Origin of the sequence: Sphingomonas sp. NBWT7 (assembly GCF_014217605.1) — a bacterium.
GTDB lineage: Bacteria > Pseudomonadota > Alphaproteobacteria > Sphingomonadales > Sphingomonadaceae > Sphingomonas.
On the sequence record NZ_CP043639.1, the window covers coordinates 787,971 to 808,177 of the forward strand.

General features: G+C 65.7%; 25 protein-coding genes and 2 tRNA genes. 11 read left to right on the plus strand and 16 right to left on the minus strand.

Annotated features, from left to right (window positions below; translation table 11 throughout):
• Window positions 1-153: 153 nt before the first annotated feature.
• On the plus strand, window positions 154-627 hold the full coding sequence (locus F1C10_RS03905) for a PadR family transcriptional regulator (protein WP_258043046.1): 474 nt from the start codon (window positions 154-156) through the stop codon (window positions 625-627).
• 32 nt (window positions 628-659) lie between these two features.
• Here the strand turns inward: F1C10_RS03905 and F1C10_RS03910 are convergent, their stop codons facing one another.
• The 7 genes from F1C10_RS03910 to F1C10_RS03940 form a co-directional block, all read right to left on the minus strand.
• A complete protein-coding gene (locus F1C10_RS03910) occupies window positions 660-1,271 on the minus strand; it encodes a septation protein A (protein WP_185208963.1) in 612 nt (203 codons plus the stop codon).
• A 71-nt stretch (window positions 1,272-1,342) separates the two neighbouring features.
• Window positions 1,343-2,275: a signal recognition particle-docking protein FtsY gene (ftsY, locus tag F1C10_RS03915; RefSeq protein WP_085809613.1), complete on the minus strand. Its 933-nt coding sequence runs from the start codon at window positions 2,273-2,275 to the stop codon at window positions 1,343-1,345.
• Window positions 2,272-3,447 (minus strand): MiaB/RimO family radical SAM methylthiotransferase, encoded by a 1,176-nt coding sequence (locus tag F1C10_RS03920; RefSeq protein WP_185208965.1) that lies wholly within the window; start codon window positions 3,445-3,447, stop codon window positions 2,272-2,274. Before F1C10_RS03920 ends, ftsY begins: the two co-directional genes overlap by 4 nt.
• Window positions 3,448-3,571: 124 nt before the next feature.
• Window positions 3,572-4,369: a crotonase/enoyl-CoA hydratase family protein gene (locus F1C10_RS03925; protein ID WP_185208967.1), complete on the minus strand. Its 798-nt coding sequence runs from the start codon at window positions 4,367-4,369 to the stop codon at window positions 3,572-3,574.
• Between the two features lie 15 nt (window positions 4,370-4,384).
• Window positions 4,385-5,536: an acyl-CoA dehydrogenase family protein gene (locus F1C10_RS03930; protein ID WP_185208969.1), complete on the minus strand. Its 1,152-nt coding sequence runs from the start codon at window positions 5,534-5,536 to the stop codon at window positions 4,385-4,387.
• Window positions 5,533-6,501, minus strand: coding sequence for an acyl-CoA dehydrogenase family protein (locus tag F1C10_RS03935; protein WP_185208971.1), 969 nt, complete (start codon window positions 6,499-6,501; stop codon window positions 5,533-5,535). Before F1C10_RS03935 ends, F1C10_RS03930 begins: the two co-directional genes overlap by 4 nt.
• 143 nt (window positions 6,502-6,644) lie before the next feature.
• Window positions 6,645-6,715 (minus strand) — tRNA-Lys (locus F1C10_RS03940).
• Between the two features lie 166 nt (window positions 6,716-6,881).
• Here F1C10_RS03940 and F1C10_RS16860 point away from each other — a divergent pair.
• The 3 genes from F1C10_RS16860 (at window position 6,882) to F1C10_RS03960 (ending at window position 9,498) form a co-directional block, all read left to right on the plus strand.
• Entirely contained in the window at window positions 6,882-8,762 is a 1,881-nt protein-coding gene (locus tag F1C10_RS16860) for a calcium-binding protein (RefSeq protein ID WP_219729787.1), read from the plus strand.
• A 272-nt stretch (window positions 8,763-9,034) separates the two neighbouring features.
• Window positions 9,035-9,271, plus strand: coding sequence for a hypothetical protein (locus tag F1C10_RS03955; protein ID WP_258043047.1), 237 nt, complete (start codon window positions 9,035-9,037; stop codon window positions 9,269-9,271).
• A complete protein-coding gene (locus F1C10_RS03960; RefSeq protein ID WP_185208973.1) occupies window positions 9,271-9,498 on the plus strand; it encodes a hypothetical protein in 228 nt (75 codons plus the stop codon). The genes F1C10_RS03955 and F1C10_RS03960 overlap by 1 nt, the downstream gene beginning before the upstream one ends.
• Window positions 9,499-9,532: 34 nt before the next feature.
• On the opposite strand, the gene F1C10_RS03965 is transcribed toward F1C10_RS03960, so the two are convergent.
• Window positions 9,533-9,961 (minus strand): hypothetical protein, encoded by a 429-nt coding sequence (locus tag F1C10_RS03965; protein WP_185208975.1) that lies wholly within the window; start codon window positions 9,959-9,961, stop codon window positions 9,533-9,535.
• A 338-nt stretch (window positions 9,962-10,299) separates the two neighbouring features.
• Here F1C10_RS03965 and F1C10_RS03970 point away from each other — a divergent pair, with 338 nt between their 5' ends.
• Entirely contained in the window at window positions 10,300-10,512 is a 213-nt protein-coding gene (locus F1C10_RS03970) for a hypothetical protein (protein ID WP_185208977.1), read from the plus strand.
• A 57-nt stretch (window positions 10,513-10,569) separates the two neighbouring features.
• Complete coding sequence (locus F1C10_RS03975) at window positions 10,570-10,740, plus strand: hypothetical protein (RefSeq protein ID WP_185208979.1); 171 nt, start codon at window positions 10,570-10,572, stop codon at window positions 10,738-10,740.
• Here F1C10_RS03975 and F1C10_RS03980 read toward each other — a convergent pair.
• Both F1C10_RS03980 and F1C10_RS03985 read right to left on the minus strand, forming a co-directional pair.
• The gene (locus F1C10_RS03980; protein WP_258043048.1) at window positions 10,737-11,345 is read right to left on the minus strand and encodes an SOS response-associated peptidase; all 609 of its coding nucleotides are present in this window, start codon (window positions 11,343-11,345) and stop codon (window positions 10,737-10,739) included. The genes F1C10_RS03975 and F1C10_RS03980 overlap by 4 nt on opposite strands.
• Before the next feature lie 275 nt (window positions 11,346-11,620).
• Entirely contained in the window at window positions 11,621-12,034 is a 414-nt protein-coding gene (locus tag F1C10_RS03985; RefSeq protein ID WP_185208982.1) for a hypothetical protein, read from the minus strand.
• 106 nt (window positions 12,035-12,140) lie between these two features.
• Between F1C10_RS03985 and F1C10_RS03990 the strand changes: the two genes are divergently transcribed.
• Window positions 12,141-12,422 (plus strand): hypothetical protein, encoded by a 282-nt coding sequence (locus F1C10_RS03990; protein ID WP_185208984.1) that lies wholly within the window; start codon window positions 12,141-12,143, stop codon window positions 12,420-12,422.
• Window positions 12,419-12,991: a J domain-containing protein gene (locus F1C10_RS03995; RefSeq protein WP_258043050.1), complete on the plus strand. Its 573-nt coding sequence runs from the start codon at window positions 12,419-12,421 to the stop codon at window positions 12,989-12,991. Before F1C10_RS03990 ends, F1C10_RS03995 begins: the two co-directional genes overlap by 4 nt.
• A 136-nt stretch (window positions 12,992-13,127) precedes the next feature.
• Here the strand turns inward: F1C10_RS03995 and F1C10_RS04000 are convergent, their stop codons facing one another.
• Window positions 13,128-13,460: a hypothetical protein gene (locus F1C10_RS04000; protein WP_258043051.1), complete on the minus strand. Its 333-nt coding sequence runs from the start codon at window positions 13,458-13,460 to the stop codon at window positions 13,128-13,130.
• Between the two features lie 100 nt (window positions 13,461-13,560).
• Between F1C10_RS04000 and F1C10_RS04005 the strand changes: the two genes are divergently transcribed.
• The 3 genes from F1C10_RS04005 to F1C10_RS04015 all read left to right on the plus strand — a co-directional run bounded on the left by F1C10_RS04005 (window position 13,561) and on the right by F1C10_RS04015 (window position 15,439).
• Window positions 13,561-13,944, plus strand: coding sequence for a thermonuclease family protein (locus F1C10_RS04005; RefSeq protein WP_185208986.1), 384 nt, complete (start codon window positions 13,561-13,563; stop codon window positions 13,942-13,944).
• Window positions 13,944-14,180: a hypothetical protein gene (locus F1C10_RS04010; protein WP_185208988.1), complete on the plus strand. Its 237-nt coding sequence runs from the start codon at window positions 13,944-13,946 to the stop codon at window positions 14,178-14,180. Before F1C10_RS04005 ends, F1C10_RS04010 begins: the two co-directional genes overlap by 1 nt.
• Before the next feature lie 203 nt (window positions 14,181-14,383).
• Window positions 14,384-15,439, plus strand: coding sequence for a hypothetical protein (locus F1C10_RS04015; RefSeq protein WP_185208990.1), 1,056 nt, complete (start codon window positions 14,384-14,386; stop codon window positions 15,437-15,439).
• A gap of 47 nt (window positions 15,440-15,486) precedes the next feature.
• Here the strand turns inward: F1C10_RS04015 and F1C10_RS04020 are convergent.
• From F1C10_RS04020 to mreC, 5 genes are all read right to left on the minus strand, one after another.
• Window positions 15,487-15,562 (minus strand) — tRNA-Lys (locus F1C10_RS04020).
• Window positions 15,563-15,640: 78 nt separating this feature from the next.
• Window positions 15,641-16,753, minus strand: a complete 1,113-nt coding sequence (rodA, locus tag F1C10_RS04025; protein WP_185208991.1) for a rod shape-determining protein RodA — start codon at window positions 16,751-16,753, stop codon at window positions 15,641-15,643.
• Window positions 16,750-18,843, minus strand: coding sequence for a penicillin-binding protein 2 (gene mrdA / locus F1C10_RS04030; protein WP_185208993.1), 2,094 nt, complete (start codon window positions 18,841-18,843; stop codon window positions 16,750-16,752). The genes rodA and mrdA overlap by 4 nt, the downstream gene beginning before the upstream one ends.
• Window positions 18,840-19,349, minus strand: coding sequence for a rod shape-determining protein MreD (locus F1C10_RS04035; protein ID WP_185208995.1), 510 nt, complete (start codon window positions 19,347-19,349; stop codon window positions 18,840-18,842). Before F1C10_RS04035 ends, mrdA begins: the two co-directional genes overlap by 4 nt.
• A complete protein-coding gene (mreC, locus tag F1C10_RS04040; protein ID WP_374939363.1) occupies window positions 19,346-20,188 on the minus strand; it encodes a rod shape-determining protein MreC in 843 nt (280 codons plus the stop codon). The genes F1C10_RS04035 and mreC overlap by 4 nt, the downstream gene beginning before the upstream one ends.
• Between the last annotated feature and the right edge of the window lie 19 nt (window positions 20,189-20,207).

A 20,207-nucleotide genomic window follows, 5' to 3' on the forward strand; every position in this document is an offset into this window, starting at 1 on the left:
TCGATAGGGCCCGGCCGCGGACCGGGGCGGGGCGCCGGTGGCGGCGGGGTGCACGCAGGTGCGGCGCGCGGTGCCGCGGCTACAGCGGCCGGCGCCGGCCGCACGCGACAGGGGCCCGGGCAGGGACCGAAGGGGGCTGGGCAAGCGGGCGCGGTGCAGCGGCGCAAGCGCATGTTCGATCCGGGGGAGTTGCGGCTCGTTCTCCTCAAGCTCGTCGGCGACGAACCGCGTCACGGATATGATGTCATCAAATCGCTCGAGGAGTTGACGAGTGGTGGCTACGCGCCGTCACCCGGCATCATCTATCCCACCCTCACGATGCTGACCGAGACCGGTCAGCTATCTAGCGCGGAGGATGGCGAAGGACGCAAGCGCTTCACCATCACCGATGCGGGGCGAACTCAACTCGCTGAGAACGGCGACGCCGTGACCAAGCTCATGGGGCGATTGTCGACGTTCGGCGAGCGTCACCAGCAAGGCGGCGGCATGACGGTTCGGCGTGCGATGATGAAGTTGCGATCGGCTGTACAGGATCGGCTCGACCGCGGAGAAGCTGACGATCAGCTGGTCAAGCAAATCGCGGCGGTGATCGACGACAGCGCCAAGAAGGTTGCCGAAATCGCATGATCGGCAGTGGCTCGGCGCGGCAACGCGCCGGGCTATTCCTGCGGCGGCACGGGCGGTGCCGCTTCCCCCGGCTGAAGGCCGTGGCGCATCAGCATCGGGACGTTCGCCAGCGCGAAGCCGAAGGTGAGGGGGATCGCGCCCCATAGTTTGAAGCCAACCCAGAAATCCGTGCTGGTCGAGCGCCAAACCGCCTCGTTCAGCACCGCCATGGCGGCAAAGAATATCGCCCAGTTGCGCGTCAACTTACGCCAGCCCATCGGCGTCAGCCCTGGATAGGCGCTCTCGAGCAGCATCTGGAGCAACGGCCTTCCTGTGGCGAGGCCGAACGCCAATGTGGCAGCGAAGATGCCGTAGACGAACGTCGGCTTCATCTTGATGAAGCGCTCGTCGTGAAACCAGATCGTCAGCCCGCCGAAAACGACGACCAAGACGGCGGAGATCAGCAGCATCGGCGGCAGATGCCGCGTCTTCCACCACGACAGGCCGAGCGCGGCGACCATTGCGACCATGAACGTCGCCGTTGCCGCGACGATGCGCGCGATCGCCGGCCCCGGCGCAAGGAAATTGACCGCGAAGAAGACCAGCAGCGGCCCGTAATCGATCGCCAGCCGAAGGCCAGGCGACGGCTTGTTCGCTACACTCACATCATACTCCGTTCGCCGTCTTGCCAGAACCGTGCAGGCCGCCTGTCCGAACGATCAGGCCCCGCCCGGGTTCACCGGCGCTCGTCGACCCCGGCGATGATCCGGCTGACCTCGTTCGCATCGAACGGACGCAGATCAGTCATCCCTTCGCCGACGCCGATCGCGTGGATCGGCAGCCCGTAACGCTCGGCGGCCGCGACGAGGACACCGCCGCGTGCCGTACCGTCGAGCTTGGTCATGACGAGCCCGGTCACCCCCGCAACCTCCTTGAAGACCTCGATCTGGCTCAGTGCGTTCTGACCCGTCGTAGCGTCGAGTACGAGGACGACATCATGCGGCGCAGCCGGATTGATCCGGCCGAGGACGCGGCGGATCTTGGCGAGCTCGTCCATCAGCTCGCGCTTGTTCTGCAGCCGCCCGGCGGTGTCGACGATCAGCACGTCGATGCCGGTCTCGGTCGCCTTCTTCACCGCGTCCCACACGACGCCCGCCGCGTCGCCGCCCTCCGGTCCGGTAACGATCGGCACGCCGACGCGGTCCGCCCAGGTGCGCAACTGACCGATGGCGGCGGCGCGGAATGTATCCCCCGCGGCGAGCATGACGCCGTAATCCTGCTCCATCAGCAGATGGGCTAGCTTCGCGATCGTCGTCGTCTTGCCCGAACCGTTGACGCCGATGACGAGGATGACCTGCGGGCGGGGAAACGCCTCGATCTCGAGCGGGCGCGCGACGGAGGCGAGCACCTTCTCCACCTCTTCGGCCACCACAAGGCGGATGCCGAGCTCTTCCATGTTCCGCTCGAAGCTGCCCTCGGACAAGCGTTCGCGTATCCGCCCCGCCGTCTGTGGGCCGAGGTCCGATCCGATCAGTGCCTCCTCGATATCGTCGAGCGTCTGCTCGTCGAGGCGCGCGGTGCCGAGGCCAGCGAGATTGCCGACGAGCCGGTCGGACGTGCGACGGAAACCGCCGATCAGCTTGTCGTGCCAGGAACGATTGTCGGTCATGCAGGGATTCCGATCAGGTGATCGTCGGCCGCCGCGACGATGCGTACGTCGGCGCAGGCGCCGATCTGGGGAAGCGGGCGGGGCAGGCGGACTTCGGCGAAGGCGGGTGTGTGGCCGCGATCGCCGGGCTTTTCCACTACGATCGTTTGCGTGGAGCCGACCAGCATGTCGAGCCAGGCGCGGCTGCGATCCGCCGCGCGACTGCGCAGGGTGGCGGCGCGCGCCCTCACGATCGACGGATCGATCTGCGGCATGCGCGCTGCGGGCGTGCCCGCGCGCGGCGAAAAAGGAAAGACGTGCGCGTGGACGATTCTGCAATCGTCGAGCAACGCCAGGGTGTTGGCAAAGGCGGCCTCGCTCTCGGTCGGGAAGCCGGCGATCAGGTCCGCGCCGATCGCGATGTCGCGTCGCGCCTTCAGCCGCGCGACCATCGCCACCGCGTCGGCGCGCGCGTGCCGCCGCCGCATGCGCTTGAGGATGAGATCGTCGCCGGACTGGAGCGAGAGATGGAGGTGCGGCATCACGCGCAGCTCGCCCGTGAGCAGGTCGAACAGTCGATCGTCGATCTCGATCGTGTCGAGCGACGACAGGCGAAGCCGCGGCAACGCCGGCACTGCGAGAAGGATCGCCTCGACCAGGGCGCCGAGACCACCCTCGTAGCTCGTCAGATCGACGCCCGTGAGGATCACTTCTTGCACGCCGCCGTCCGCGAGCGCCGCTATCCGCGCGACCACCTCACCCACGGGACTGGACCGGCTCGATCCGCGGCCGCGCGGAATGGCGCAGAAGGTACAGGCGTGGTCGCAGCCGTTCTGGACGCCGACGAAGGCGCGTGCGTGGCGGCGCGGCGGCTGACGATTCAGAAAGCCGCCCCACGTCGCAGGAAGCAGCTTTGCGGCATTGGGGACGATGCGGTCTACCTCGGGCATCGCCGCGAACGCCGCCCGATCGATATCGGAGGCGCAGCCGGTAACCACTATTTCGGCGAGCGGGCGATCGCGCCGTGCACGGCGCAGCGCCGCCCGCGTCTGCCGCATCGCCTCGTTCGTCACGCCGCAGCTGTTGACGACCACCATGTCGCGATCGCCAGCCAGCGCGCGGATCGACTCGCTCTCGGCGAGGTTGAGCCGGCAGCCAAGCGTGATCACGTTGGTCGAACGGGAGGCAAGCATCGCGGCGATCTAAGGTCCGCATGGCGGATAGTCCACGCCGGGGTGACGATCGCCATGCGCGACGAATGCACCCGCTCACCGATCGGTGATATGGAATCCGATCTTTAGCCGACTGCGACGCGTATCACCGGCCGCGGAACACCGCCTCGCGCTTCTCGAGCAACGCGTTCACGCCCTCGCGGTGATCGTCAGTCGCGTGGCTCACCGCCTGTGCGGTGGACGCCGAATCGAGCGCCTGATCGTAACTGCTCGTCTGCCCCTGACGCAGCAGCGACTTGGTAAGGCGCAGCGAGTGTGGCGGCAGCGCGGCGATCTTGGCGGCAAGAGCAAGCGCCTCGTCCATCAGCGCGTCGTGCGGCACGACGCGGCTCACGAGACCCCAGTCGGCGGCGGTCGCGGCGTCGATAACGTCACCGGTGAAGAACAATTCCGCCGCGCGGCTCATGCCGATCGTCCGCGGCAACAGCCACGAGCCACCGTCGCCGGGCACGAGGCCAAGCTTGAGGAAGGTGACGCCGAACTTCGCCTTGTCTGATGCGATGCGGATATCGGCCATACAGGCGACGTCGCAGCCGAGGCCGACTGCCGCGCCGTTGACCGCCGCAATCACCGGCATGTCGAGCGAGAAGAGCGCGCGCGCGATCCGGTGAATGTTGCGCTGATAGTGGCTGCGGATGCCAATTCCGGCGCCCGCGAACGGCCCTTCCGGATCCGCCATCTTCTTGACGTCGCCGCCGGCGGAGAAGGCGCGTCCTTCGCCGGTCAGGATGACGCAGCGGATCGACAGGTCGGCGTTCAACGCATCGCACGCTGCGCGCACCGCCTCACCGTCGCCATCCGCGCCGAGGGCGTTCATCGCATCGGGGCGGTTGAGGCGCAGGATTGCGATCGGGCCGCGGATTTCGGTGGTGACGACAGTCATTTGGATATCTCCGGATCAGCGAACGCCAAGCCCGCGGGCGATGATGCCGCGCAGGATCTCGCGCGTGCCGCCACGCAGCGAGAAGCTGGGTGCGTTGACGAGGTTATGGCCGAGTACGGCGAGGAAATCGGACGTCGCGGTATTGCCGGGCGCGGTATCGACCAAAGTGCGCGCGATGTCGGCGATTTCCTGCTCGAACGTCGCGCCCAGATCCTTGACGATCGCGGCGTGGGTATTGGGGTTCTCCCCCGCCTCGAGCATCGTCGCGACGCCGCGTGACAACCGCCGCAGGGTGATGAGATGCGCCGTCAGCCGCCCGATCGCGAGCTGCGCTGCCTCGCTATCGGCACCTTGCAGCACGCCGATGAGTTCGATCAGCAGTTGCATCGAAGACAGAAAGCGTTCGGGGCCGCTGCGCTCGAAGGCGAGCTCACTCATCACTTGTTCCCAACCGGCGCCTTCGCTGCCGATCAGCGCGTCGGCGGGGATGAAGGCGTCCTCGAAATGCACTTCGTTGAAGTGATGTTGCCCGGCGAGATCGATGATCGGCCGGATGGTGATGCCGTCGGTCGCCTTGAGATCGACGAGCAACTGGCTCGTGCCCGCCTGCCGCGATTCGACGCCGCCGCTCGTGCGGCAGAACAGGATCATATAGTCGGCGTGATGCGCGCCGGTGGTCCACAGCTTGGTGCCCGTGACGCGCCAGCCGCCGTCGACCGGCACTGCGCGCGTGCGGGTGGCCGCGAGATCCGATCCCGAGCCAGGTTCGCTCATGCCGATGCAGAACACCGTCTCGCCGGCGGCAATGCCGGGTAGAATCACCTCCTTCTGCGCTTCGGTGCCGTATTTGAGCAGGCTCGGCCCGCTCTGTCGATCGGCGATCCAGTGCGCGGCCACCGGCGCGCCCGCTGCCAGCGTCTCCTCGACGACGACGTAGCGCTCGAATGCGCTGCGCTCATGCCCGCCGTAGCGCTTGGGCCACGTCATGCCGAGCCAACCCTGCTGTCCGAGCCGGCGGCTGAAATCGCGATCGAAGCCGTTCCAGCTTTCCGCCCGCGACACCGGCCTCCGACTCGCCAATGCGTCGGCAAGAAAGGCGCGTACCTCGCCGCGTAGCGCTTCGGCAGCATCGTGACGCGGCGGGCGGGGGAAACGCAGGTCGGTCATGCTGCCACCACCATCGGCCAATAGCCCTCTCGTCCGCTGCGAAGCGCGTGCTCGCCCAGCCGGAGCGTCCAGTAGCGCTGCGAGCCGAAAGCGTCGCGCCACGCCCACAGCGCCTTGGTGTAGCGATGGAGCTGATGCTCGCGCGTGAAGCCGATCGCGCCGTGAAGCTGATGCGCGATATTGGCGGACTTGCCCGCCGCCTCGCCGATCCGCGTGCGGGCGACGGCGATCGCGAGCGATAGATGGCGGCCGTCCTCGAACGCGTCGGCGGCAAGATCCGCGGCGGCCGACGCCGCCGCCACTTCGCCGGCCAGCTTGGCGAGCTCCTGCTGGATCGCCTGGAATTTGGCGAGCGGGCGGCCGAATTGTTCGCGCGTGGACACGTGATCGACGGTCAGCTCGAGCAACCGCTCCAGCGCACCCGCGATCTGCAAGGCGCGGGCGAGTGCGCCAAGCTCACGCACCGTAGGCGCGCCTGGCGCCAACTCCCGCGTATCGCCAACATTGGTTTCAAGCAGATCGCTCGGCTGATCCGCGAGGTCGGTGCCTTGTTCCCGCACCGTCGGCGCATCAACGCGGATCAGCCGGTCGCCATCCGCGATCACCGCGACGCGCGCGTGCCGCCCCCATGCCACCGGCTCGCCGGCGACGCCGATCGCAGCCGGACCCTCGGCGAGCGGCAGACCGGCCGCGGCAAGCAAGGCATTGGCGACGATCGTATCGGCGAGCGGCAGGGCCAGGGCGTGACGGCCGGTCTGCCGGATCAGCGAGAACGCCTCGCTCGTAGGCACGCCGAAACCACCGTTCGCTTCGGGCACGAGGACGAGCGGCAGGCCGCTCTCTTCGATCGCCGCCCAAGCATCGCCGGGCCACTGTCCGTCCGACTGGGCGCGCGCGATCGCGTCACCATGGTCAAGAAAGAGCCGCTCGGCGGTATCCGCCAGCATCGTGCCGATATCGCTCATCGCGTCGGCGCCCGCTTGTCCGCTTTGCGCATGATATTCCTCTCCGCTCGCGATTGCCGCTAAAGCAGAAGCGACGGCATTGTCCACGCATGATCCCGCAGAATGCGGCATCATGGCGTTTGTGCAATATCAGACGAAGAGGGTGGTGGACGCACTTGGGCTCGAACCAAGGACCCGCTGATTAAGAGACAGCGGTTTTGCCTCGTAATTTTCCGACATTTTCACGCTCTGTACCCTGTAGCCCCCTCTGGGCGAATGGAACATGTCGGAAAACGAAAGATGATCATAAATCTATAATCTGGGACGGCTGTGCAAGGACGTGGCGATCATTCTCTGGTAGCGCGCGAGGGGGCATTTTGCCGGATGGGGGGAAGTAAGTGGTGAATTTCATTCCTAAAGCGTCGGATGACGAGCAGGTCGAATATGATCTCGCGTTCGCAAGCGGGATCATGCGCGATCTCGGCGCCGGCTACGATGTCGTGCGTTTTCGCAATCAGACAACGACCTACAGCCAGGTCCGGTTGACGTTCACCAGCGCTGAAGTTGGTAACGGTAGCGCTAATGACTCCAAGACGCTGCCAGGTCAGGACGGCCTCCTGGCGGTCCGCGTACAAGCCGAGGGGGCTGACGGTCAGGTTACCGGCCAGACGGCGCGCTTTGACGACGAGGGCATCAGCTTCGTTTCGGACGGCACCTTCACCTTCGACGTCCGTGACCTGAGCGGTACCCAGCGTGGTGACCAATTCTCGATCGTACGGCTCGGCACTTCGGGCGTCGATGTCTACAATGAGGGTAGCGAAGCGCGGAACGTCTACATCAACGGCGGCCGCGGTAACGACAATATCACTGGTGGTGCTGGAAACGACTTCCTGGTCGGCGGCGTCGGGAATGACCGACTGATCGGCGGCGCCGGGAACGACAGCCTCCTTGGGGGCGCTGGAAACGACTTCATCAGCGGCGGCGCGGGCGACGACGTCGCGATCTTCAACGTCGATACGGACGGTTTAGACACCGTCAATCTCGGCGCGGGCAATGACAACGTCGTCGTCTCAGCTAACAACACGAGGGCGATACGCCTCACCTTCACCAGCAGTGAGGTTGGGAATGGCGTCGCTACTGACAGCGGGCTACTCGCTAACCAGGACGGCAACCTTGCCGTGCGGTTGCAGGCTGAAGAAGGAATGGATGTTCCGACAGGCCCGGTTAGCCGTTTCGACGACGAAGGCATGACGTTCATTACCGGGACCGCTGGAACGTTCTTCGACGTCGTCGATCTTGTCACCGGCGAAGAAGCCAGGTTTCGGAGCGACGCTGTCCAGCTGGGGACGTCCCGTGCCGACGTGTATGATCACACTGGCGAGACGATCAGCTATTACATTAACGGTGGGCAGGGCAACGACCGCTTGATCGGTGGCCTCGGCGACGACAACCTGATCGGTGGCGAAGGAAACGATCGCCTCATCGGCGGCGCCGGGATGGACACGTTGAATGGCGGCGCGGGAAATGACACCATAAGCGGTGGCTTGGGCGACGACCTTCTGATCTTTGATGGGCTGACGGGTGGCGCGGACACCGTAAACCTTGGAGCAGGAACCGATCAGATCGAGCTGCGGGGCATCTACACGCGGTACGAATTGAGCTTTGACGGCTCCAGCGTTGGAAACGGCAGCGCGTTGTCAGCTGCGAACCCTGCCGCAAACGCAGTATCGATCACATCGTACGACATATACTCCGGTATCACGTATGCAAACGGAAGCGCCGATGACGAAGGCACGGTGTTCACTGCTGAAGCAGGATACCTGAGATTTAACGACGGCACGTCCTCTGCAGAATATAACGGCTTGTATCTAGGGTCGGCCGGAGATGACGTCTTTGGCTTCACCGGCGACGCCGGCGCTTGGTACATGAACGGTGGTAGTGGAAACGACACCCTCCTTTCCAGTTCTGGCGGCGGGATAACTCGTGGCGGTGACGGGAATGACACCATTCGCGGCTACGGTCTTGTGCTCGGTGATGCCGGCTCCGACACCTTTGTTTATGACGCCACAAGTTCTTACAGCGGCGCCACCATCGGCGACTTCACGCGGGGCGAGGACAAAATGGATCTAAGCGCGCTTGATATAGACTACAATAATCTATCATTTATCCGGGCTGAAAACTACTTAGTCGTTTTTGTGGTAGACGATGCTGGGAACTATACCGGGCAGGGTTTCGCCGCGAAAGATGTTCCTTTCCTTTTGGAAAGCGACTTCCTGTTCTAGAGGCTTCAACGGAGCGGGGTGAAAGCCCCGCTCCGGACGCCGCTCGATTAACAGTCGAGAGGAAAGGTCGCGTTTACAGTGTCGGCTATCACATATTCTCGTTCTACCCCCTCACGGTAGTCTGCTGCGTCCAGAAGTTTGTCATAACGCCGTCCGGCCGGGCGCAGCGGCACGGGGAGGGCCGCCGGCGCGCTGCCACGCGTCGAGCGCTGAATAGAACAAACGCGGAACATAGGGTATAAGCAACGTCGCTCGATTCGGAGGATGACGCGGTGCCTGAGCAGATGATGCAGATGTTCGAAGCCAAGCAGCCGTTCGGCGCCTGGCTCATCAATCAGCGGAAGCGGGGAGGGTGGCTCGGTGACTTCGCGCTTGCCGCGTCGGCCGACAGCCGATTCCCGCGCAACGGCGACGTCGAGGCGGTGAAGGGCTGGCTCAGCACCAAGATGGCCAGCGGCGACGACTGGGCGGCGCTCGACGACGCCGAGACCGACTGGCTGTGCATCTGATGTCGGGCGAGCCCCGGACTGTCGTCCAGCGGAAGGCGGAAGAGCAGGGCACGTCGCTGCACGCGCTGTCGCTGAAGATCGGCCGTAATGCCGCCTACCTGCATCAGTGGGTGCATCGGCGATCGCCCAAGCGGCTGCCGGACAACGATCGCCTGCATCTCGCGATGGCGCTCAACATCGACGAGCGGCTGCTCGGCGCGCGCGATCCGTGGAGCCCGCCGGTATAAGGGAGGCCGATCGCGACAAGCTGATTGATCTTATCTAAGCGGAAGGCCACATGTCCGCACGAAGCTCCGCCGGGACCGAGTAGCCGCGCTTGAGCAGGCGGACGATCATGTCCTCATAAGCTTTGATCGGGCTCTCGCCCCATGGCTTCGGATCGGCAATCGTGTAGCTCGCCCAGTATCCCTCGAGGACGCTTCGGTCCTGCAGGTGAGGGTAAAGCGCCCGTAGCGCGAGCCGCACCGCCTCTACCGGCACAGACGGCCGCGATCCGCTAAACGATGCGCGCTTCAGAATATGCAGGGCCAACTCGATGGTGATCATCGCCGCGCGGCGCCGGCGAAGCTCCGGCAGGCCCTGACCGAACGCTTCGATCTGCACCTTTACGTCGTAGCTGGCACACTGCGGACACCTCAGCTCCCGGCATATTACGGCCCAGTCGCTGGACTCGCCGATGCCGCGGCGCATGATGAACTCCTCTCGATCGAGGAGCGTCCTGCGCTTACACTCGCGGCAGGTGACCCGGATCGCTCCCTCGACCTTGCGCAGGTCGTATATCGTTTTCGGCGGCCCAACCACGCCCGCGACGATAGCGGAACAGAGCGGGAACGTAAGGGCTGGCGGATGTCGTTATCTCGCGTCATGCACGAATGATTCGGGGTGCCGCTGGGTGAGTTATCCACGGCTTCCACATCGGCGAGCGGAAACCCGACTCCGGCGGTTCGCGTCGGTTCGGGATGGCTACAGTAGTTGCCCCAACCACTAGCTAGGAGATCCGCGATCTGCTCGCGCACCTCCTAGCTGGGGTGACGGACGCAAGCGAAGCGACTTGGCGCCGGCGGATCGGCGCGATCGAGCGCTACCCGACATGGAAGTACGTGCGGTTCAACTGGGGCGTCACGGCCAGCAAGAGCGCTGCTGAGCGGCAAGCTATTGAGAAGGCAGTTGAGATCGTCCGAGCCGAGCACCCCTACATCAATGACCCGTTCCCGACGGACGTCGACTGGTTGCGCCGGTGACTTGCGCGCGCTGCTCCGCGGGCCGATGGTTCGCCATGGCAGCGCGAGGACAGATCGATGGACGAGGAACTGCAGACCGCGATCGAACGGCTTCACGTCTTCAGCCAGTCGTGGAATGACGATGATCTCGTCGACGAGGTTGGCCACCTTACTGGCAAGGATCTCCGCCTTGTGGTCGAGCATCTACGCGGGACAGAAGCGGCTACCGCCACCGGCATCACCGACTAGCCGTTTACCCGCATCAGCTGCGCCGGGTAGGGCGCCACCAGCTGCATCGCCTCCTCGATCGGCGCGCGCAGCCACGTCTCCTCATCCTCATCATGCAGCAGCACCGGCATCGCCTTTGGATGGATCGGCGCAACCAGTGAGTTCGGCTCGGTCGTCAGGAACGCGAACACGGCGCCGCCCTCGGCCGGGCGCCAGATCCCGGCGAAGCTGACGATCGGCCGGCTGGGCACGTCGAACCAGTGCAGTGGCAGCTTGCCGTCAGCGTCACGGGTCTGCCCGTATTCGCTGAAAACGGTGAACGGCACCAGGCAGCGGCGCTCCGGCTTCGCGAGCGCGCTCCTCCAGAACGGCGACGTGTAGTTGCGCACGTTCGTCACCTTCTTGTCGATGAGCAGCGGCTTGCCCGTCTCTTTGTCCTTCCGCTTGCCCGGCACCTTGTGCGGAAAGCCCCAACTCATCGTGTCGAGCTTGCGCGCGCCGTCCGCCTCGCGGACGACATACGCCGGCTTGTCTGGGAACAGCTCGGGTGGCGGGATCGTCAGATCGTCAGGGTAGGGCGCGACGATGCCGTAGCGGCCGGCGAGCTCGGCTTGCTTCGCTGTCATGCGGTAGCGGTTGCACATCGATCAAGCATGACGATGCGAAGAGCGCATGGAAAGGCAGGTCTGATTGATCGGTTGCATCGCTAACTGTGGATCAACTTCTGCGCGGTAGGGCCGTTGCGGCCGCAAGGAGGCAAAGCTAACGTGAGTTAAAGCTGCGTTGAACAGCTGGGGGAGGCGAGTGATGGGCGACGGCAAAAGCTACGTGACGGCCGGTACGCGGATCCACCGTGGGTTGCTTGCCGCTATGTCGGCCGTGGCACTCTTCTGGTCGGCGGTTATCGCCGAAGGGCTATCGTTGGCTCATCTTCTTTGACACCAGGCAAGCAGGCGTCTGAATAGCTTCCGCTTGTCCAGATCGAGTCGGCGCAGGCCCACAGCCGATTGTTTCCGTTGATCCGGTTGTTGCCGCGCTCGACGGCCCCGATCGCTTCCGCCAGTCGCTCGTAGACCTCCTCAAGCACGTTCCGACTGATCGTCACCTCGTCTCCGACGCGCGGCGTCGCGGTCAGCGGCTTCAGCCGCTCGGTGCGCGTGAGATCAGTCGGGCGCGCCGGCAGCGCCGGCCGCTCGGTTCGCACGCGCGACGCTTTCGTTGAGGCGGTCGCGCACGCGGTCGACAGGAGCGGCAGGGAGAGGGCGAGAATCAGCGCCGACAGGCACCGGTACGGCTGGGATCGCGTCGAACGCATCGCGGATGTCCTTTGTCACGAGATCGATGTTGATGTTGGCGTCGCGGTTGGCCCTAGCCGCCACCCCCACACCGTCCGTCTCACCGGACCCTGCGGGAGAGGAAGCATGAGCGCGGCCGAAACCGTGGCCGCCGCGATTGCCCGCGCCAAACCATTCATTGATGACGGGCCTATCGACGAAAATGCTTGGCTGCCTTCCGAGCTTCTAACGATCGGTTTCGCCATGATTGAAACAGGCCGGGGAGGCATGGAAGCGGCCGTGGCCTTCGTGGACAGTATGCTTGCCGAGGCGCGCGACCGATATGCGGCGGGTTTTTGGGCGAACCCGTTCATGGAGCCGGTGCGCGTTCGCGTAGGCCGGTCATCACAAGAGGATCGGCAATCGTGACCGCCGCATACCCGCTCCATTGGCCAGACGGGCTGGCGCGAACGAAGAACCGCGCCACGTCGCAGTTCAAGACGCAGCTGTCCGCGGCGCTGACGAACGTGCGCAAGTCACTCGAGGCGTTCGGCCGCGACAGCGGAAAGGCGGTGACAGGCATAGTGCTGTCGTCGAACGTCACGCTGGGCGAGAACACGCCGGCCGATTCCGGCGTCGCCGCCTGGTTCGTCTGGGATGGCGAGCAGCGTTGCATAGCCGTCGATCGCTACCCGAAGGTGCAGGACAACCTTCAGGCCATTCATCACATCGTTGAGGCGCGCCGTACGGAAATGCGCCACGGCGGGCTTCACGTCGTCCGGCAGACGTTCAAGGGCTTCGTCGCGCTGCCGGCGCCCGCCGCCGGCCAATGGCGCTCGTTCTTCGGCTTTGGTGAGACCGAGCCGGTCGGCATGAGTGAGGTTGAGGGGCGCTTCCGCTCCAAAGCCGCGACGGCCCACCCGGATAAGGGTGGTAGCGAGACGGCGATGATGGAGCTCAACGCTATGCGCGCCGCGGCGAAGCGGGAGCTCGCCTGATGACGGCCGGCGTTAGCGAAAAGAGAACTGACGTGACGAGCCCCCGGCGGCGCGACAATCTGCTGCGCCTTCGTGGTCAGCATCAACGCGCGCGCCGGAGTGCCGATGCAGGCGACGCGCGCGTGTTTCGAAAGGATCAGCGGTGCCGGCGGTAGTGGCGCGGCGCGCGGTGATGCCGCGGACCGCGGTAATCACGATAGGCACGGGCGTAGCGCGGCCGATCGTAGCGGCGATAGCTGCGGTACCCGCGCGAGCCACGGTAGTTGCGGTAGTTCCGGTAGCCGCGATTGCCACGGTAGCTCGGGTACCCGCGACGCTGATTGCTGTAGCGACGACCGCGATCGCGATCGTAGCCACGATCCGACCGGTAGGACTGGGCCTGTGCCTCTGTCGGCGCGGCGACGCTTACGCCCAACCCCGTGAGGACCATCGCCAAGGCGGCGAAGAAGCCCATCAGCTTTTTACGCATGAACATATCTCCCGGCGCTCTGCGCGCATGGGGAACCTAACTGCTCGCCGCCGGACATTGATCCGGGCCGGAGCGGACCTGCCTTCGAACGGACTTCGTAATGCCTGCTGACTTGCCGCCCCCATTCGTCTGTCAGGTCGTGAAGGTGCACGACGGCGATGGTCCGCTTTGGTGCGCGAACGGCCGCAAGGTGCGGGTCGCGGGCGTGCAAGCGCCGGACTACGAGAACGCCGAGCCATGCCGCCGCCGGAAGGCAGCCTACGTGTGCGATGACGCGGAGGCACGCGCGAGCCAGCGCATCGCTGCCCGCCTCACGCTCAACAAGCGCCTGACCTGCCAGCCGGTCGATCGCAGCTACACGCGAGTCGTAGCCCGCTGCACGCTGCCGGACGGTCGATCGCTGACCTGCGCGCTGCTCGCCGCCGGCGCCGCGACGCGCTGGGATAGCTACTGGCGCCGCTACAAGATGGGGGAGTGCCGCTGATGGGACTGGCGCTGAGCCGCCTTCCTGATTGGCCGGCCGGCATGAACCGCGAGATGGCGCTCGCTTATACTGGCGTCGCCGACGGGCAACTGCGTGAGTGGGAGCGCCGCGGCGTGGTGCGCTTTCGTCAGCGCGGACCGCGCGGCGCCGCAATCGCGCCGCGTGCAGATCTCGACAAAGCGCTCGCAACGCTGTTCGGCGCCGCCGACGGCGACGACCCGATCGAGTTCGACTGATGGCTCGGCCACGCGGATGGGTGCGCCTGCCGGCCTACGTGAGGGCAACGAAGCGGGCAGGGGGCGAGGTCGCCTATTATTGGGAGTTGCCCCCGTGGGCGCGTCCTGTGCGCAATCCAGACGGTACGGTCACGCCTGCGCTCCGTGATGGCCGCCGACACGCGCTGACGAACACATCGCTTGGTACCGACCTAGCCGCCGCGATGGCCAAGGCGGAAGCGCTCAACCAAGCGCTCGCGCACTGGCGCACCGGTGAGGGCGGCGACGCCATGGCGAGGGGCACTGTCGAGTGGCTGTTCGCCTGGTACCGCGAGCAGGCGCGCTTCAAGAAGAACGCAGCCAAGACGCGCAGCGACTACCGCAGGCTCATGGACATGCTCGCGGTGTTCGAGACGAAGGCCGGATCGCCGCCGCTCGGCAAACGTATGGCAGCCAAGGTCGACGCCAGCGTCGCAGACAAGCTCTATGCGAAGCTGCGCCTCCGCGGCGAACGCCAGGCTACCTACGCGATGCAGGTGTGCCGCCTCGTCTGGACGTGGGCAGTTCGGCACCACCGCGTCACCGGGGTGAAAGAGAACCCGTTCGCAGGCATGGGGCTCAAGAGCACCTCAGTGAAGGGAAACCGCGCGACGTCGCGCGCGGAGTACGACCTCTACCGCGCTACGGCCCGCAAGATGGGCTTCCAGTCGATGGCTACGGCCGCAGCTTTGTCGTTCGAATGTTGTCAGCGCGTCTGGGACGCTTTCGGCTTCGCCGATTCGGACGGGCAGGAGCACCGCGGCATCGAATGGGCTGGGTACGAGCCCGGCAAGCAGATCGCCCTCGTGCAGTCGAAGACGGGCAACAACGTCGTGCTGCCACTCACGATCGCCGTCGGTGGCGAGCTGGTGCGTCTCTATCCCGACCTGGAGGACGAGCTCGAGCGCACGCCGCGCACGGCCAGCGTCATCGTCGTCGAGGAGCGCAGCGGTGAGAAGTACAAGGAGCGTCGCATGTCATCCGTCCATCGCGCGATCTGCGAGAAGGCTGGGCTGCCGAAGGATATGACATTCACCGGCTTCCGGCACGGCGGCATCACCGAGGTCGGATCCGTCAGCGCTGACGTGCGCCCGATCTCAGGCCACGCAACGCTAGATGTCACTCGGATCTACAACAAGGCAACGGCCGACAAAGCGCGCGAGATCGCCGTCGCCCGGCGTGCTCATATCGCTGCTTTAGGCGGCGATTTGTCGGAAAACGTATCGGAACATGTCGAATAGACGCACCGCGCCCATCGAAGAAAATGGCTGTTTTCTGCGATGGAGGGTGGTGGACGCACTTGGGCTCGAACCAAGGACCCGCTGATTAAGAGTCAGCTGCTCTACCAACTGAGCTATGCGTCCGTGACCGGGAGGGCTGCTGCCCGCGATCGGGAGGCGCCGGGTACCATCGTTGGCGCACGATGCAAGCACTTTTTGTGCTTAGCGGCGCCGTTCGCCGCGATTTGCCCGATCGATCGACATCAGGATGCCGAGGCAGAGGAACGTCGTCATCTGCGCCGAGCCGCCGAAACTGACGAGCGGGAGCGGGATGCCGACGACCGGCGCTAGGCCCATCACCATCATCAGATTGATCGCGACGTAGAAGAAAATCGTCGTCGCGAGCCCCGCGGCGGCGAGCTTCGCGAAGCGGCTCCGCGCACGCATTCCGACGTCGACGCCCCAGCGGATGACCAGTAGATACGCGCCAATGATGAAAAGGCCGCCGAGCAGGCCCCATTCCTCCGCCATCGTCGCGAACACGAAATCTGTATGTCCCTCAGGCAGATAATCGAGGTGGCTCTGCGTGCCGTTGAGGAAGCCCTTGCCCGTGACGCCGCCGGAGCCGATCGCGATCTTCGACTGGCTGATATGGTATCCGGTGCCGAGCGGATCGCTTTCCGGATCCATGAAGATGAGCACGCGGTTGCGCTGATAATCGTGCAGCGCGAAGTTGACGGCGAGCGGAATGCAAACCGCGAGTGCGAGCCCGCCGCCGACGAACAGGCGCAGCGGGATGCCTGCGAGGAACATGACGGTGAGGCCGCCGGCAGTGATCATCAGCGCGGTGCCGAGATCGGGCTGGAGCATCACCAGCGCTGCCGGAAGCCCGATCAGCAGGGCGGCGGGCCAGATCGCGCCGAATCGCCGGGTCTCGTTCGGCGGCAGCATGTCGTAGAAGCGCGCGCAGGCTAGGACGATCGCCGGCTTCATGATTTCCGACGGCTGCAATCGAATGAAGCCGAGGTCGAGCCAGCGCTGGCTGCCGCCGCGCACCGCGCCGAGCAGCTCGACCGCGAACAGCATCACCACGATCACGACGTATGCGGGGAGGGCGCCCTGCCGCCATACGTCCTCGCGCACACGCGACAGCGCGATCGCGCCGACGAAGAAGACGAGGAAGCGAACACCCTGCGAGAGCGCCCAGGGGCGCAGATTGCCACCGGCTGCCGAGAACAGCACGACGAGGCCGAAACCGGCGATGCCGATGACCAGCAGCAGCATACGCCACGGCAGTGCCGCCAGCGGGGCGGGGATGATCGAGGGGCGGCTCATAGCGGGTCCGATGGCTCGGTGGTGCCGACGCTTGCGGGCCCCGCACCGTTGGCGATATCGCTGACGGTGGCTTCCTGCGTAGCGTTGGAGGCGTCGGTCGCGTTCTCGACCGCGGGCGCGCTGGTCGGTGCGGGCGCATCGGTCTCGGTCGCGGCGGCTTGCGCGGGGGGCGGTGCCTCGGTGGCGGCGCGATAGGCCGCCTCCTGTGCTGCCATGCGCGTGCGGATGTCGCCGCCCCACGTCGGCTCGACCTCTTCGAGCGATTTCAGCGCGCGCGGCTTGTCGAACAGATAGGTCATGATGTCGCGGCCAATCAGGGGCGTATCGAGATTGCGTACCGTATGGCCGTTGTGTTCTAGCACCACGGCGGCGGCGTAGCGCGGCTTGTCGGCGGGGGCGAAGCAGACGAACAGCGCGTGATCGCGCAGTTTGAACGGCAATTGCGCATTGCCGAGCACGCCCGAGCGTCGCTCCGCCATCGTGATCCGGCGAACCTGCGCGGTGCCTGTCTTCGCTGCGAGCTGGATACCCGGAACCTGGAGCCGCGAGGCGCCGCCCGTTCCGCCGCCGTTGACGACCTTCCACATCCCTTCGCGGACAATGCGCAGGTTCTCCTCGTCGTAAGGCAGCGGCGGCGCCGCACGCGGGATGCGATCCATCAGCAGGCTTGGCTTGAGCATCCGGCCCGAACCGAGACGCATTGCCATGACGGCGAGCTGCAGCGGATTGGCGAGAACATAGCCCTGGCCGATCGACGCGTTGAGCGAATCGGCCACCGTCCAGTTCGTCTTGTATTTCCGCTGCTTCCAGGCGCTGTCGGGCACCGTGCCGTAGCGCTGGGTAGAGAACGGCAGGTCGAACTTCTCGCCTAGCCCGACGGCGCGCGCAATCGGCGCGATGCGATCGTAGCCGAGCCGCCTGACCATCTCGTAGAAATAGATGTCGCAACTCTGCGCGATTGCCCCGCGCAGGTCGAGCGGTCCATGGCCGCGCCGTTTGTGGCAGTGGAACACGCCGGTGCCGACACGCATCGCGCCGCTGCAATAGACCCGATCATTCGGATCGACACCGGCTTCGAGCAGCGCGAGCCCGTTCATCGGCTTGACGGTCGATCCCGGTGGATATAGCCCCTGCGTTACCTTGTTCATCAGCGGCACGTGATCGTCGCCAGACAGCATCTTCCACTCGAAATGGCTGATGCCGTCCGAGAAGCTGTTGGGATCGTACGCCGGCATCGAGACCATGCAGAGCATCTCGCCCGTCTGACAGTCGAACACGACGGCGGAGCCCGAGTTGGTGCCCAGCCGCCGCGCAGCATATTCCTGCAGGCCGACGTCAATTGTCAGCCGCTGAGACTTGCCCGGCACATCCGGCCGGGTAGCGAGTTCGGCCACCAGCTTGCCGCGAGCGGTCACTTCGATCCGCTTCGCACCGGGTTTGCCGCGCAATTCAGTTTCTAACGTCTTCTCAAGCCCGTCCTTGCCGAGCTTGAAACCGGGTGTCAGCAGCAGCGGGTCGCGCGTCTTGCTGAACTGCTCCGCGGTCGCGCCGCCGACATAGCCGGTGAGGTGCGCGACCGCGGCGCCTGCCGGATAGTTGCGCGCGAAGCCGCGGGTCGGTGCGACCCCCGGCAATTCAGGCTGGCGGACCTGGACCGCGGCGAAGCGTTCCCAGCTGACGTTTTCGGTCACCTTGACCGGCTGAAACCCGACGGCGTGCTTCAGATCCGCGCGGATACGCAGGATATCCTCGTCGCTTAGCGCGAGCAGCTGGCGCAACGTCGCAAGCGTCTTCTCCTCGTCGACGATCCGGTCGGGGATCAGGTCTACGCGGAAGTCGGTGCGATTATCCGCGATTGGATGCCCGTGGCGGTCGAGCAGCCACCCGCGCCGCGGCGGGATCAGCGTCATGTTGACGCGATTGCTCTCGCTGAGGAGATTGTAGCGCTCGTTCTCGGCGATCGAGAGCCACGCCATGCGCCCCGCGAGCAGCCCGCCGACACCGAGCTGCGCCGCGCCGAGCAGCCATGCGCGACGCGAGAAGGTGTAGCCCTGTTGCGCCTCCGTGGCGATCCGCGGCGGCCGCTTCATTCGGCGACCCGCTTGCGATCGATCCACGCTACGACGCGCGCGGCAAGGGGGAAGAGCAGGGCAGTCACCACGATCTGGATCAATAGCACGCCATCGACGTGCGCGCCGAGCGGCGTCGCGAATACCCGCCCGCCGATCAGGCAGAAGGCGCTGATCGCTGCGGCAATCAGCCAGTCCTGCACGAAACCGCGCACCAGCGTGCGCTGATCGAACAGGTCGATGAGGAAGAAGCTGAGCGTCCACAGCAGCATCGCGCTGCCGAGCGGCTGCCCGCTAAGGCAATCGTCGAACAGGCCGAGCAGCGCCGGCGCCCAGCGCCGCAGTGACAGCGGTGCGAGCAGCCGCCAGGCCAGCAGCATCAACAGGCCGCAGGGCGGAAGCAGCGGCAACGTCGCGCCGACCGGGATGATCGTCACCAAGGAGCCCGCCATCACGCTTATCCACGGCAGCGCGCGCGCGCGGGCGGGGGGCAGGGGCGTCTGGAACGCCTTGCGCGCGACGATCACGGCGTGGCGCCTGCCGGGGGCGTGGGGGCTTTTTCAGGCGGCGGCGGGGGTGGTGGAGGGGGGAGGAAGGGGGCGCTGACGATTGCGAAGTCGAAGGTGTCGGGATGTGCGAAGGGGGTGGCGGGCGCACTGTCCGATCCCGCGCGATCGACGCGCGCGACGAGGACGCCAGGCGCGAAGATGCCGCCGGTTCCCGAAGTGATGAAGCGGTCGCCCGGCTTGAACGAAGCATTCGCGGTGCCGACCGAGCGGATCTCGACGGTGCCGTCACCGCGGCCGGCCGCGAGCGCGGGAAGCCCGTCGCCGATTCGGCGGACGGGAATGACGCTCTCCGCATCGGTGGCGAGCAGGACGCGCGCGCTGTTCGGCCCGGTCTCGATGACGCGGCCGATCAGCCCGTCGGGGCCGCGCACCGGCATACCCGGCCGCACGCCCTGCCAGCGGCCGGCGTTGAGCACCCCGAAGCGCCGCGTGCTAGACGCGGTCGAACTGACGATACGCGCCGTCGCGACGATCTGCGGCGTCGCCTCGCGCAGCTTGAGCAGTCCGCGCAGGCGACGGTTGTCGCGCACAAAGATCCGCGCCTGGACGAGGGCATCGTGCGTCCGTGCCACTTCCGCGCGCAGCGCTGCATTCTCGCCGTGGACGCGGAAATAGGTACCGATCGTCTCCGGTATCGCGGCGATCCCGCGAACGACGCTGCCAGCGCCGCTGGAAACCGGCGCGGTCAACTCGCTGGTGGCGGCGCGCAGCGCGGCAAACGCGGGCGGATTGAATTGCGACAGGACGAGCAGCACCGTTCCCACGACCGCACCGGCGATCGCGAGAATGTAGCTCAAGAAGAGCGAATATTGCGCC

Excerpts from the sequence above, each read along its gene's own strand:
- F1C10_RS03990 (WP_185208984.1), top strand. The coding sequence starts at position 12,141 with ATGAGCGCGGCCGAAACCGTGGCCGCCGCGATTGCCCGCGCCAAACCA.
- F1C10_RS03980 (WP_258043048.1), bottom strand. The coding sequence starts at position 11,345 with ATGACAGCGAAGCAAGCCGAGCTCGCCGGCCGCTACGGCATCGTCGCG.
- F1C10_RS03920 (WP_185208965.1), bottom strand. The coding sequence starts at position 3,447 with ATGCTTGCCTCCCGTTCGACCAACGTGATCACGCTTGGCTGCCGGCTC.
- F1C10_RS03925 (WP_185208967.1), bottom strand. The coding sequence starts at position 4,369 with ATGACTGTCGTCACCACCGAAATCCGCGGCCCGATCGCAATCCTGCGC.
- F1C10_RS03935 (WP_185208971.1), bottom strand. The coding sequence starts at position 6,501 with ATGAGCGATATCGGCACGATGCTGGCGGATACCGCCGAGCGGCTCTTT.
- F1C10_RS04000 (WP_258043051.1), bottom strand. The coding sequence starts at position 13,460 with ATGCGTAAAAAGCTGATGGGCTTCTTCGCCGCCTTGGCGATGGTCCTC.
- F1C10_RS03975 (WP_185208979.1), top strand. The coding sequence starts at position 10,570 with ATGGACGAGGAACTGCAGACCGCGATCGAACGGCTTCACGTCTTCAGC.
- mrdA (WP_185208993.1), bottom strand. The coding sequence starts at position 18,843 with ATGAAGCGGCCGCCGCGGATCGCCACGGAGGCGCAACAGGGCTACACC.
- F1C10_RS04010 (WP_185208988.1), top strand. The coding sequence starts at position 13,944 with ATGGGACTGGCGCTGAGCCGCCTTCCTGATTGGCCGGCCGGCATGAAC.
- F1C10_RS03985 (WP_185208982.1), bottom strand. The coding sequence starts at position 12,034 with ATGCGTTCGACGCGATCCCAGCCGTACCGGTGCCTGTCGGCGCTGATT.
- ftsY (WP_085809613.1), bottom strand. The coding sequence starts at position 2,275 with ATGACCGACAATCGTTCCTGGCACGACAAGCTGATCGGCGGTTTCCGT.
- rodA (WP_185208991.1), bottom strand. The coding sequence starts at position 16,753 with ATGAGCCGCCCCTCGATCATCCCCGCCCCGCTGGCGGCACTGCCGTGG.
- F1C10_RS03930 (WP_185208969.1), bottom strand. The coding sequence starts at position 5,536 with ATGACCGACCTGCGTTTCCCCCGCCCGCCGCGTCACGATGCTGCCGAA.
- F1C10_RS04005 (WP_185208986.1), top strand. The coding sequence starts at position 13,561 with ATGCCTGCTGACTTGCCGCCCCCATTCGTCTGTCAGGTCGTGAAGGTG.
- F1C10_RS04015 (WP_185208990.1), top strand. The coding sequence starts at position 14,384 with ATGGCCAAGGCGGAAGCGCTCAACCAAGCGCTCGCGCACTGGCGCACC.
- F1C10_RS03965 (WP_185208975.1), bottom strand. The coding sequence starts at position 9,961 with ATGCGCCGCGGCATCGGCGAGTCCAGCGACTGGGCCGTAATATGCCGG.
- F1C10_RS03960 (WP_185208973.1), top strand. The coding sequence starts at position 9,271 with ATGTCGGGCGAGCCCCGGACTGTCGTCCAGCGGAAGGCGGAAGAGCAG.